Below are 13,290 nucleotides of genomic sequence, written 5' to 3'. Positions count from 1 at the left end.
AGCAAGTGCAAGTGCCTCAGCTTCGTTGAGCTTGAGTCAATCAGTTTCAACAAGTGAATCAGCCTCAGCTTCGTTGAGTGGCAGCCAATCTGTCTCAACAAGCGCAAGTGCTTCAGCATCAGTAAGCTTGAGCCAATCCGTTTCAACAAGTGCGAGCGCTTCAGCTTCGTTGAGCGCAAGCCAGTCTGTCTCAACAAGCACAAGTGCTTCAGCATCAGTAAGCTTGAGCCAATCCGTTTCAACAAGTGCAAGTGCCTCAGCATCATTGAGCTTGAGTCAGTCAGTTTCAACAAGCGAGTCAGCTTCAGCGTCATTGAGCGCAAGCCAGTCCGTTTCAACAAGTGAATCTGTTTCAACCTCATTGAGCACCAGCCAGTCTGTCTCAGCAAGTACAAGTGCTTCAGCATCATTGAGCTTGAGCCAATCAGTTTCAACAAGTGAATCAGCTTCAGCATCAGTAAGCCTGAGCCAATCAGTTTCAACAAGTGAATCAGCTTCAGCATCAGTAAGTCTGAGCCAGTCAATTTCATTGAGCACGAGCGCTTCAGCATCAGTAAGCCTGAGCCAGTCAGTCTCAGCAAGCACAAGCACTTCAGCATCAGTAAGCTTGAGTCAATCTGTTTCAACAAGCGCAAGTGCCTCAGCGTCCTTGAGCTTGAGCCAGTCTGTCTCAGCAAGTGCCAGTGCTTCAACCTCATTGAGCACCAGCCAGTCCGTTTCAGTAAGTGCCAGTGCTTCAGCTTCGTTGAGCTTGAGCCAGTCAGTCTCAGCAAGTGCCAGTGCTTCAGCATCAGTAAGCCTGAGCCAGTCAGTTTCAACAAGCGAGTCTGCTTCAGCTTTGTTGAGCTTGAGTCAGTCTGTATCAGCAAGTGAATCAGCTTCAACCTCAATGAGCACCAGTCAGTCTGTCTCAGTAAGCACAAGTGCCTCAGCGTCCTTGAGCTTGAGCCAGTCAGTCTCAGTAAGTGCCAGTGCTTCAGCATCAGTAAGCCTGAGCCAGTCAGTCTCAGCAAGCACAAGCACTTCAGCATCATTGAGCCTGAGCCAATCCGTTTCAACAAGCGAGTCTGCTTCAGCGTCATTGAGCGCAAGCCAGTCGGTTTCAACAAGTGCGAGCGCTTCAGCTTCGTTGAGCTTGAGTCAGTCAGTTTCAGCAAGTGCAAGTGCTTCAGCTTCGTTGAGCTTGAGCCAGTCTGTATCAGCAAGCACAAGCACTTCAGCATCAGTAAGCTTGAGCCAATCCGTTTCAACAAGTGCAAGTGCCTCAGCATCAGTAAGCCTGAGCCAATCAGTTTCAACAAGTGCAAGTGCCTCAGCATCGTTGAGCTTGAGTCAGTCAGTTTCAACAAGCACAAGCGCCTCAGCATCAGTAAGCCTGAGCCAGTCAGTTTCAACAAGCGAGTCAGCCTCAGCATCGTTGAGCTTGAGTCAATCAGTTTCAACAAGCGAGTCAGCTTCAGCGTCATTGAGCGCAAGCCAGTCCGTTTCAACAAGTGAATCTGTTTCAACCTCATTGAGCACCAGCCAGTCTGTATCAGCAAGTGAATCAGCTTCAACTTCATTGAGCACCAGCCAGTCTGTCTCAGTAAGTGCCAGTGCTTCAGCATCAGTAAGCCTGAGCCAATCAGTTTCAACAAGTGCAAGTGCCTCAGCATCGTTGAGCTTGAGTCAGTCAGTTTCAACAAGCACAAGCGCCTCAGCATCAGTAAGCCTGAGCCAGTCAGTTTCAACAAGCGAGTCAGCCTCAGCATCGTTGAGCTTGAGTCAATCAGTTTCAACAAGCGAGTCAGCTTCAGCGTCATTGAGCGCAAGCCAGTCCGTTTCAACAAGTGAATCTGTTTCAACCTCATTGAGCGCAAGCCAGTCCGTTTCAACAAGTGAATCTGTTTCAACCTCATTGAGCACCAGCCAGTCTGTCTCAGCAAGTGAATCAGCTTCAACTTCATTGAGCACAAGTCAGTCTGTCTCAGCAAGTGCAAGTGCTTCAACCTCATTGAGCACCAGCCAGTCTGTCTCAGCAAGTACAAGTGCTTCAGCATCATTGAGCTTGAGCCAATCAGTTTCAACAAGTGAATCAGCTTCAGCGTCACTGAGCTTGAGCCAGTCAGTTTCAACAAGCGAGTCTGCTTCAGCGTCATTGAGCACAAGTCAGTCTGTCTCAGTAAGCGCAAGTGCCTCAGCTTCGTTGAGCTTGAGCCAGTCAGTCTCAGCAAGCGAGTCTGCTTCAACCTCATTGAGCGCAAGCCAGTCTGTATCAGCAAGCGAGTCTGCTTCAGCGTCATTGAGCTTGAGTCAATCAGTTTCAACAAGTGCAAGTGCCTCAGCATCAGTAAGCTTGAGTCAATCAGTCTCAACAAGTGAATCAGCTTCAAGCTCATTGAGCTTGAGCCAGTCTGTCTCAGTAAGTGCCAGTGCTTCAGCATCGTTGAGCTTGAGTCAATCCGTTTCAATAAGTGAATCAGCATCGTTGAGCTTGAGTCAATCAGTTTCAACAAGTGCAAGTGCCTCAGATTCAGCAAGCACCAGCTTGAGTACTAGCCTCAGTGCCTCAATTAGTGCTTCAGATTCAGCAAGCACCAGCTTGAGCACGAGCCTCAGTGCCTCAATTAGCGCTTCAGATTCAGCAAGCACGAGCCTGAGCACGAGCCTTAGTGCTTCAATTAGTGCTTCAGATTCAGCAAGTACAAGTTTGAGCACGAGCCTCAGTGCCTCAATTAGCGCTTCAGATTCAGCAAGCACGAGCCTGAGTACAAGCCTCAGTGCCTCACTCAGTGCCTCAGATTCAGCAAGCACCAGCTTGAGTACAAGCCTCAGTGCCTCAATTAGTGCTTCAGATTCAGCAAGCACCAGCTTGAGCACTAGCCTCAGTGCCTCAATTAGCGCTTCAGATTCAGCAAGCACCAGCTTGAGTACAAGCCTCAGTGCCTCACTCAGCGCCTCAGATTCAGCAAGCACGAGCCTGAGCACGAGCCTCAGTGCTTCAATTAGTGCCTCAGATTCAGCAAGCACGAGCCTGAGCACGAGCCTCAGTGCTTCAATTAGTACTTCAGATTCAGCAAGTACAAGTTTGAGCACAAGTCTAAGTGCATCAATCAGTGCCTCAGATTCAGCAAGCACGAGCCTGAGCACAAGCCTCAGTGCATCGCTTAGTGCGTCAGATTCAGCCAGCACAAGCTTGAGCACAAGCCTCAGTGCATCAATCAGTGCCTCAGACTCAGCAAGCACCAGCTTGAGCACAAGCCTCAGTGCATCAATTAGTGCCTCAGATTCAGTAAGTACAAGTTTGAGCACAAGCCTCAGTGCCTCAATCAGTGCCTCAGACTCAGCAAGCACCAGCTTGAGCACAAGCCTCAGTGCCTCAATTAGTGCGTCAGATTCAGTAAGTACAAGTTTGAGCACTAGCCTCAGTGCCTCAATTAGTGCCTCAGATTCAACAAGTACAAGTTTGAGCACTAGCCTCAGTGCCTCAATTAGTGCCTCAGATTCAACAAGTACAAGTTTGAGCACAAGCCTCAGTGCCTCACTTAGCGCATCAGATTCAGCCAGCACAAGTTTGAGCACGAGCCTCAGTGCATCAATCAGTGCCTCAGACTCAGCAAGCACAAGCCTGAGCACGAGCCTCAGTGCCTCAATTAGTGCCTCAGATTCAGTAAGTACAAGTTTGAGTACCAGCCTCAGTGCCTCAATTAGTGCCTCAGAGTCAACAAGCACCAGCTTGAGTACCAGCCTCAGTGCCTCAATTAGTGCTTCAGATTCAGCCAGCACAAGCCTGAGCACAAGCCTCAGTGCATCAATTAGCGCTTCAGATTCAGCAAGTACAAGTTTGAGCACAAGTCTCAGTGCCTCAGATTCAGCAAGCACCAGCTTGAGCACAAGTCTCAGTACCTCAATTAGCGCTTCAGATTCAGTAAGTACAAGTTTGAGTACGAGCCTCAGTGCCTCAGATTCAGCAAGCACAAGCACTTCAGCATCAGTAAGCTTGAGCCAATCAGTCTCAACAAGCGAGAGCACTTCAGTATCATTGAGCACTAGCGCGTCTGCTTTGGCAAGTGAAAATGATTTGGCATCACTGAGCGTAAGCGAATCTCTATCAGCAAGCGCAAGCTTCAGCACTAGTGTATCGGCTTCACTCAGTGCGTCAGATTCAGCAAGCGTAAGTGTAAGTACCTCTACATCACTTAGCGATAGCCTTTCAAGCAGCTTGAGTACAAGTGTGTCACAAGAGTCAAACTCATTCAGCTACAGTAAGGGTGATCCAACCAGCGAGTCTAAGCCAGAGTTTAACCTGCCAAGCTACCTCGCATCTGTAAGTGCAAGTACTTCAGCTTCTGTAAGTGATAGTCAGTCTATCTCTACTTCATTGAGTACAAGTGCAAGCATTTCAGGATCAATCAGTGCCAGTCATGCTATCGCCGACGATTCACTTTCAGCAAGTGCCTACTTGAGCATGAGTGTCTCTGTTTCATTGAGCACATCTGCAAGTGTGTCACTGAGTGATAGCGCGAGCATCTCTACTAGTCTGTCTGAAAGTGCATCTGTATCTAGTGTTACAAATCACTCTCAAGCACCTAAGCCACAGCCTGCACAACCAGAAAAAGTTAAGGTTACTCCAAATACTAAAGCTTTACCAAATACAGGAACTGCCAATAATCCATTAGCAGCTCTTGGATTAGGAATAGCAACGTTAGCATCAGCCTTTCTTAAGAACAAAAAGAAGAAAGAATCAACATCTGATGTGAATTTGGAAGACTAATCTTAAACCCCAGCTAAAATGATACCAGCATTTTAGTGATGGAAAGCAAATCCCAGATAGCCTATGGCTATCTGGGGTTTTTGCTTTTTGCACGTATAGAATGTGAGTTGTGCTGAGACAAACGATAAACTGGGCAATTTAGATGTTTTAAGCCTGAGACTAGAAAGCGGTGAACCAAGCTAAAATATTGAAATTTAGTTCTGTCTACTTGTCTTTTCTTGTAGTGAGAGGGCCTTGTCGCTTGCTCTAGTTTGCTCTTGGGTGTGAAGAAAATAAAAGTTTCAAAATGAGCAAAAATAATTCAATTCTTTTTTAGAAAAGGCTTGTGAGATTAGGCTGGATGTTTTAAAATAGTATAGGAGATTATCCGCTATTTATTTTTCGGAGGAAAAGAAATGTCCATTAATTGGCAAGAAATTATATTTAGCTTTTTAGGAGGCTTAGGGCTGTTCCTATACAGTATTCGTATGATGGGTGACGGCTTGCAGCAGGCAGCGGGAGACCGACTGCGCTATTTCATTGATAAATACACGAGCAATCCTTTTTTAGGTGTGCTAGTTGGAATTGGGATGACAGCCCTGATCCAGTCTAGTTCAGGTGTGACAGTGATCACAGTTGGTCTGGTTAGTGCGGGGCTGTTGACCCTGCGTCAGGCTATCGGGATTGTCATGGGGGCCAATATTGGTACGACCGTGACTTCCTTCATCATTGGTTTTAAGTTGGGTGATTATGCCCTGCCCTTGCTCTTTATTGGTGCGGTCTGCCTCTTTTTCACAAAAAATCGCTCTGTTAACAATATTGGGCGTATCTTCTTTGGTGTTGGCGGGATCTTTTTTGCCCTCAATCTCATGAGTGGAGCCATGGAGCCGCTTAAAGATCTGCAAGTCTTTCGCGACTACATGGTTCAGCTGAGTAAAAATCCAGTCTTAGGTGTCTTTGTCGGAACAGGTTTGACCTTGCTCATCCAGGCATCATCAGCGACTATTGGTATTCTACAAAATCTCTATGCCAGTAATCTCATTGATTTGCATGGAGCCTTGCCTGTCCTCTTTGGTGACAATATCGGAACGACGATTACAGCAATCATTGCTTCCTTGGGCGCTAATATCGCAGCCAAGCGTGTTGCTGGAGCCCATGTGGCCTTTAACGTGTTGGGGACAATCATCTGCATGATTTTCTTGTTGCCTTTTACATCGCTGATTCAGTGGTTTGAGACAGCCTTGCACTTGTCACCAGAAATGACCATTGCCTTTGCCCACGGAACTTTTAATATTACCAATACCATTATCCAGTTTCCTTTTATCGGCCTCCTAGCTTATTTGGTTACTAAGCTGATTCCGGGTGAGGATGAAACCGTTAAATACGAATCCCTCTACCTAGATACGATTTTGATTGACCAAGCCCCATCACTGGCTTTGGGGAATGCCAAAAAGGAACTCCTTCACTTAGGTGGCTACGCTGCTAAATCTTTCGAATTGGCCTATGATTATATCGTGAACTACGAAGAAAAATCTGCCGAAAAGGGTCATAAGACAGAGGAAGCCATCAATGCTATTGATGATGAATTGACGCGCTACCTGATTGTCCTATCTGGTCAGCAGCTCAATCCAAAAGAGAGTGAAGTCTTGACCAGCATTCTGGACTCTAGTCGTGATTTGGAGAGAATCGGTGACCACTCAGAAGCTTTGTTGAATTTGACAGACTACTTGCACCGCAAGAAGGTGGAATTCTCACCAGCTGCCTTAGCAGAGTTGGAAAACATTTATCAATTGACCTTGGACTTTATCAAAGAAGCTTTGACTTCTGTGGAAACAAATAATGTGGAATTGGCCAACACTTTAGAAGCCAAGCATGCAGCTATTGACAAGCTAGAACGCAGCCTGCGCAAGACCCACATTGCCCGTCTCAACAAGGGAGAATGTACGCCTCAGGCTGGGGTCAACTTCATCGATATTATTTCCCACTATACTAGAGTTGCTGACCACGCCATGAATTTGGCTGAGAAAGTACAGATGGAACAAATTTAAAACAGGAGGCTGGGACAAAAGTCCTAGCCTCTCAATTGTCTTTGGATTGTCGAGCAAGACGCAGTGGTTGAGTGGGCTCTACTAGGCTGATTTCATCAGCTTTTACAGCCTTACTCAACTGTGCGGAGGTGGGACGACGAAATCGAATTCTAACGAATCACCGATTTTTGTTCCACTCTCTTTTCTTGATTTAAATAATATAATAAATTTTTCTAAAAAAGAGGTATAGACCATTTACAAATAAAATAGAAAGCGTTATAATAGAGTCAATAGAAATAGAACAAGGGAGGCAGTCAGATGCCTAAATATATCAAAGCCGATCAGTTCTTCTATCCTCAAGGAATTCGCAAAGGTGGATTTTTGGAAGTGATTGATGGAAAATTTGGAAAATTAGTAGAGGAAGTCCCTGCGGATGCAGAAGTGGTGGATTATACAGGCTACTCTGTCGCACCAGGTCTGGTGGATACCCATATCCATGGTTTTGGTGGGGTCGATGTCATGGACAATAACATCGAAGGTACCCTCCATACCATGAGTGAAGGGCTTTTGACGACTGGGGTGACTAGTTTCTTGCCGACTACGCTGACATCATCTTACGAGCAACTCCTAGCTGTGACGGAAAATATTGGTGCTCGCTATCAAGAAGCAAGTGGTGCCAAGATTCGCGGTCTCTACTTTGAAGGGCCTTACTTCACCGAAAAGTACAAGGGTGCCCAAAACCCAGCCTACATGAAGGATCCTCGTATGGATGAATTTCGTGCTTGGCAAAAGGCAGCTAATGGTCTGCTTAATAAGATTGCTTTGGCACCTGAGCGTGAGGGCGTGGAAGAATTTGTCCGCACCATCACTGATGAAGGTGTGACAGTTGCTTTGGGGCATTCTAACGCAACCTATGATGAAGCCAAGACTGCGGTCGAAGCAGGTGCTAGTGTCTGGGTGCATGCCTACAATGGTATGCGAGGCCTGACCCACCGTGAGCTAGGTATGGTTGGGGCTATGTACGAGCTGCCCCACACTTATGCGGAGCTGATTTGTGATGGTCACCACGTGGATCCCAAGGCCTGTGATATTTTGCTCAAGCAAAAGGGTCATGAACATGTAGCCCTCATCACAGACTGTATGACTGCAGGTGGGCTGGAAGACGGCGACTATATGCTGGGAGAATTTCCAGTGGTGGTAGCCAATGGCACAGCTCGTCTCAAATCGACTGGCAACTTAGCAGGATCTATCCTGCAGCTCAAGGATGGCCTGAAAAATGTGGTTGAGTGGGGCATCGCAAATCCTCACCAAGCAGTCATGATGGCCAGTCTCATCCCAGCAAAATCCGTCCACATTGACGATGTCTGTGGCCAGATCAAGGAAGGCTATGATGCCGACTTTATCGTTCTGGACAAGGATTTGGAGCTGGTTGCTACTTATCTGGATGGCGAAAAACGCTTTGAAGCTGCCTCCAGTATTCTTTAATTGAGTCTCCTTATATTTTTAGAAAGGATGGGGTAACCTGTCCTTTTTAATGTGGAGCTACATGCTTTTGATGTAGGACTTCCTAGAGTGGCTGGTGAGAATCAGGAAATGCAGAGCGTGAAAAAAACTTTCTGAGATAGGCCCTTTAAAAAATGATAAGGCTTTCTCAATGAAAGAGAAGATGTTATAATAGGGTTATCACAGACGAGGAGGACAGGATGAAAAAGATTGATTATAAATTTATGGGAATGGGCTTGGTGTTCCTCTTCTTTGGATTGCTATTGCATCGTTTCTTGATATTTATTGCTGGGCTGGCCTTTATCATTTACAGCTTTTTCAGCCGAGGCATGGCCCCAACCAAGGAAAATATCTTTAAGCCAAAATTGTCCAAAAGAAAGAAAAAATAAGGAGAACAGATATGAAAAATTATACCCTTAACAATGGCGTCAAGATCCCAGTTTTGGGCTTTGGTACTTGGAAGGCTCAGGACGGAGAAGAGGCTTATCAGTCAGTCTTGGCCGCCCTTAAGGCTGGCTATCGCCACATTGATACAGCAGCTATCTATAAGAATGAGGAGAGTGTCGGTCGGGCAATTAAAGACAGCGGCATTCCGCGTGAAGAGCTCTTCGTCACCACCAAGCTCTGGAATAGCAAGCATACTTATGAAGAGGCCATGGAAGACTTTGACAGCTCTATGGAGCGGTTGAGGTTGGATTATCTGGATCTCTACCTTATCCACTGGCCAAATCCTAAGCCTTTACGAGAAGATGGAGCTTGGCAAAAGCGCAATGCAGAAGTTTGGCGGGCCATGGAAGACCTCTACCAAGCTGGTAAGATCCGAGCGATCGGCGTCAGCAATTTCCTGCCTCACCACCTAGAGCCTCTGTTGGAAACAGCGCGCATCATTCCGGCTGTCAATCAAATCCGCCTAGCGCCAGGTGTCTATCAGACAGAGGCGGTGGACTTCTGCCGTGCCCATGATATCCTACTTGAAGCTTGGGGACCATTTGGTCAGGGCGAACTCTTCCAAAATCCAGCTGTGCAGGCGATAGCAGATAAGTATGGCAAGACCATTGCCCAAATTGCTCTAGCTTGGAGCTTACAGGAAGGCTTCCTACCCCTACCTAAATCAGTCACTCCAAGTCGGATTGCTAGCAATCTGGACTGCTTTGACATCGAACTGAGTCCAGCTGACCTAGAAATTCTTAAAAATATCAGCGGTTTGGAAGGCGGAGCCCCTAATCCAGATGGAGTGGATTTTTAAGCGCCTGATAGGTATCAGCTGAGTTGAAATCAAGCTACTCTCTGTACTAGTTATTAGTATTTAATGACGTTTTGTAGTGACCTAGGCCTCGGCCGGTCACTTTTCCTATAGTTTCGTGACAATCTAGGTCTCGGCTAGCTACTTTCCCTATAGAATCATGGTAACCTAGGCCTCGGCTGGCTATTTTTCCTATAGAATCATGGCAACTTAGACCTCAGCTAGTCACTTTTCCTATAAATTCATGGCAATCTAGGCCTCGAACGCCCTTTTCTCTTTTATTTATAAAATCGATCGCCCCTCGGTCATTTGTCGTCAAAAACAAGTGCCAGATGAGTGGCGATTTTGTGTCTTTTCTTTTAAAAGGGAAGAAGAGGAGCTGGCAAGAGACTCCGTTTTTGATAAAAATGCCCCTTTCAGGGATAAAAAACGACATTTTAGGTCAGGAGACCCCAAGTTTCATCTCTACATGCTATACTTGCTTTATCAAAAATATTGGAGAGATTTTATGATGAACACTACTTACACCATTCGCCCCTTGTCTTATAGCAATCTGACTCACCGTGAGTTTGAGAGTCTAATGGTTGATTCCTATCAGGTACTCACGATTTTTACGAGTTCCTATAGAGATGAGGATATGTACAGCAAGCACCTAGAGGGCTTTCATAGCAAGCTAGAGCAGTTTCAGGCTCAATTGGCCAATGTGGAAAAGAAAGATTCTATGAGTCTCGTAGAACTAGACAAGGAGCGAGATAACGCTCTGGTTGGTCTGTTTACCTTGCATAAGGGCTTTGCTAAAATCAAAGACAGGGACTTGAAAGAAGCCTACGAAGTTCTGCTTCCAGTCTTTAAAAAATATAAGGATATCACCAAGCGCACCAATGCTGTCGCAACGGCTGAGATTAAGAGTCTGCTTAAAACATTGCAGGAAGAGCCCTATCAGGGAGCTGTGACGAGTCTAGGCCTTCTCCCTATGCTGACGGCTGTGATAGCGGCCCAAGCGGACTATGATAAAGGAGAAGCAGAAGCGCGTGCAGCCAAGTCAGCCAAGGAAGTCGGTAAAACCAAACAGTTACGCAACGAAATCTCCCGTACCTACGACCTCTTTGTGCGCTACACAGCAGCCGTCGCAGAAGCCTATCCAGAGAAAGCTCACTTGACCAAACTTCTCAAAGACCTCAATACGATCCGAGACAGCAAGCGCCGTTTGGTTGGTACAAATAAGAAAACAAAAGCGGAAGAAGCGGGAGAGAAATCAGCATAAAGAAGACCCCCTTAGAAGGAAGATTCTGAGGGGGGATTTTTAGTGCTTTCGTGGTATAATTTAGTTAGTAATTCATTGAAAATAAGAAGTATTAATTTATTTTATCTATAAATTTCAGTGAGGGAAAGATATATGATAGATTGTAATAGTGAAGAAAAGAATACAAAGGAATCAGAGGGAGTAACTATAGAAATAGACTCAAAGCCTTCAAGTTTAGAAGAAGTTAGAGTAAACTTGCAAAAAATCAATATAGATATTTCTGATAAGATGAGATCAATTGCTGGGGCATCTTTAAAAATATTATCTCAAATAGAGATACAAAAAATAGATTTAAGTCCAATGCTTTCAGTGCTTAATAAGATAAAAGAGTCCTATTCCTATACTTTTAAATCGTTAATAGATACTTTTTCTTCGATTGATTTTGAAAAATATAAAAAAGATTTAGAGGAGCTTGATAAAAGAAAAATAGCGCAATTCTTGCACTATGATATTTATCCTCCGTTATTATTCATTGATGAAATGGAACCATATGAAATAGAAAACCAAAAAGAAGCAAATATTGTACTGACGGAATATCTATTATTATGGGAAGAAAAATATGGTAGAACAGTCTATGATTTTGTTCCTAAATCTCTTAAAACTTTTAAAGAGATGGAACAATTACAAAATCTTGAGCAGCTAAAAATGTATAAAACAATGGTTATGTTTTGTTGTGAAAGAATTGAAAATGTACTTGCTAAACTCCAACTACAAAAACAAGAGAAAAAGAAATCTGAAATTAAAGTTTCTCATGAATCGTTTAGAAATTTTATGGATTCTTTGAATCATGATGAGTACCTGAAAGAGTTAATTTCTCATATTGCTTATATTTCTGAATATCATGATAAAGGTTTTAGGGAGATAAACCTCTTCAAGAGATTTGAGAACTTAGACGAAGAATATGATGAAGAAACACTCCCATTAAATAGAAATCTCTTTATGCATGGTTTGGTTGATGAAAAAAATGTGAATTATTTAATGGTTCAGAAGGCTATTTTAGCTTACTCGTTTTTTGAGCAACTATATGTATTAAAAACTAGAAATAGTAAAAAAGCTAGGATAAAAAATTTGAGAAGAAAAGGGATTTCTAGAATTTCAAAAAGTAAAAGGAGATTTTATGCTGACGAATCAATACATTGAAGATATTGTGAGAGAGTTTTTTTATCAAGAAACTGAAGGGGAATATTGGGATTTTAAAGAAAAACCATATTTCTATGAAGGTCAAAGCGAAAAGGATAAGAACAAGAAAAAAGGAGACCTTCTCCATGATATTATTTGTATGGCAAACAATATGAGTAATCATGATGCATACATTATAATGGGAATTAGTGATCATCCAGTAGAGATTACAGGTGTAAAACAATTTACTAAAAAATGGACTCAGGAAAGCTATCAAGATTTTTTGCAAAATTTATCTTGGGCTGGAGATTGTGTGCCGTCAGTTGAGTTAAGAAGTATTAATAATGGTAATTTAGAAGTTCTTGTAGTTAGAAAGTCTAATAAAGTTCCCTTTTATTTGACTAAAAGGTATAATAAAGTGAATGAAAATCACATATATGTAAGAAAGGGAGCAAAAAATACTGCTATTGATAGTCAGGCTAATATAGATGACATTGAAAAACTTTTTAAGTTTAGATTGGGTATAATACCATTTCCGAAAGAGAGAGTTATCACATATATTGATGATACAGAGAATTGGGTGAAGATGAAGAGCTCATATGAAAGTATTTCATGGTACTATGATCCTTTTCCAGAATTTACTATTGATTTAATTGATGATCCACAAAACTATGCATTAAGAACACCAGTTTATGCACTTATTCATCCTAACGCAAGAAGTTCTTGGCAAATTTTACGTCTAAGATACCATCAAACAATCTTATTAGAGTTTACTTCACATTATATTGATGAGCATAGAGGTTTTTCTGTTCAACCACAGTTTAATTTTTTAAAATTTTCCAACGGATTTGAAGATATAAAATTAAATTCTACTTATTACTACTATTTGCATGATTCTATCGAAATTAAGCTAATGTATTTGTTGAAGGAACTACTTGAGCAGGATGGTGATGCATGGAGACGACATTTAAGCTTAATTCCTGTTTTTTATAGCGATGATGAAAGAAAATCTATTGAAGTATATATTGAAGAGAATAAAGATAATATTATTATGAAAATAGCGAAAGAGAGTGAGAAGATTTGTTTGGGTTATAACTATGATGGTGATGAGGAACGAAGTAAATGGGACAAAGAAGAAATAGCAGTAACCAAAGTGGTAAAAAAATTATTAGGTGAATTAAGGGAAAAACAGTTATATACCAAGGGTAAATGAATTGTCCTCATTGGCACCAATAAGGGCGCTATTTTCGAATTATATAAATGAGTCCCTTTTGAATATTTCTAAGGGGACTTATCAGTATTTGATAACTTAAAAGTATTTACTTTCGATAGCTTTTGAGTTATAATAAATTCGAAAAGAGGA

At 43.2% G+C, this 13,290-nt stretch carries 10 protein-coding genes and 1 pseudogene; 9 read left to right on the top strand and 2 right to left on the bottom strand.

Annotated features, from left to right (window positions below; all coding sequences use genetic code 11):
* On the bottom strand, positions 1-2,501 hold a 2,501-nt coding region (locus PAN94_RS09820; RefSeq protein WP_353048981.1), incomplete at its 3' end, for a hypothetical protein.
* On the bottom strand, positions 2,479-4,113 hold the full coding sequence (locus PAN94_RS09815; RefSeq protein ID WP_353048980.1) for a coiled-coil domain-containing protein: 1,635 nt from the start codon (positions 4,111-4,113) through the stop codon (positions 2,479-2,481). The genes PAN94_RS09820 and PAN94_RS09815, both read right to left, overlap by 23 nt.
* 100 nt (positions 4,114-4,213) lie before the next feature.
* Here PAN94_RS09815 and PAN94_RS09810 point away from each other — a divergent pair, with 100 nt between their 5' ends.
* From PAN94_RS09810 to PAN94_RS07635, 9 genes and pseudogenes are all read left to right on the top strand, one after another.
* Entirely contained in the window at positions 4,214-4,753 is a 540-nt protein-coding gene (locus PAN94_RS09810) for an LPXTG cell wall anchor domain-containing protein (protein ID WP_353048978.1), read from the top strand.
* A 395-nt stretch (positions 4,754-5,148) separates the two neighbouring features.
* A complete protein-coding gene (locus PAN94_RS07665; protein WP_285875357.1) occupies positions 5,149-6,780 on the top strand; it encodes a Na/Pi cotransporter family protein in 1,632 nt (543 codons plus the stop codon).
* Between the two features lie 297 nt (positions 6,781-7,077).
* Entirely contained in the window at positions 7,078-8,244 is a 1,167-nt protein-coding gene (nagA, locus tag PAN94_RS07660; RefSeq protein ID WP_048763992.1) for an N-acetylglucosamine-6-phosphate deacetylase, read from the top strand.
* Positions 8,245-8,462: 218 nt separating this feature from the next.
* Entirely contained in the window at positions 8,463-8,651 is a 189-nt protein-coding gene (locus PAN94_RS07655) for a hypothetical protein (RefSeq protein WP_125388213.1), read from the top strand.
* An 11-nt stretch (positions 8,652-8,662) separates the two neighbouring features.
* Positions 8,663-9,508 (top strand): aldo/keto reductase, encoded by an 846-nt coding sequence (locus PAN94_RS07650; protein ID WP_285875356.1) that lies wholly within the window; start codon positions 8,663-8,665, stop codon positions 9,506-9,508.
* 508 nt (positions 9,509-10,016) lie between these two features.
* Positions 10,017-10,757, top strand: a pseudogene (locus PAN94_RS07645) (DUF6261 family protein); the annotation flags it as partial.
* Complete coding sequence (locus PAN94_RS09840) at positions 10,717-10,812, top strand: hypothetical protein (protein WP_502963016.1); 96 nt, start codon at positions 10,717-10,719, stop codon at positions 10,810-10,812. The pseudogene PAN94_RS07645 and the gene PAN94_RS09840, both read left to right, overlap by 41 nt.
* Before the next feature lie 89 nt (positions 10,813-10,901).
* A complete protein-coding gene (locus tag PAN94_RS07640) occupies positions 10,902-11,948 on the top strand; it encodes a hypothetical protein (protein WP_285875355.1) in 1,047 nt (348 codons plus the stop codon).
* A complete protein-coding gene (locus PAN94_RS07635; protein WP_285875354.1) occupies positions 11,926-13,140 on the top strand; it encodes an ATP-binding protein in 1,215 nt (404 codons plus the stop codon). The genes PAN94_RS07640 and PAN94_RS07635 overlap by 23 nt, the downstream gene beginning before the upstream one ends.
* The last annotated feature ends 150 nt before the right edge of the window (positions 13,141-13,290 follow it).

Source organism: Streptococcus sp. SC1 (genome assembly GCF_030272855.1).
Classification (GTDB): Bacteria; Bacillota; Bacilli; order Lactobacillales; family Streptococcaceae; genus Streptococcus.
This window is presented reverse-complemented; position numbering and strand designations above follow the sequence as displayed.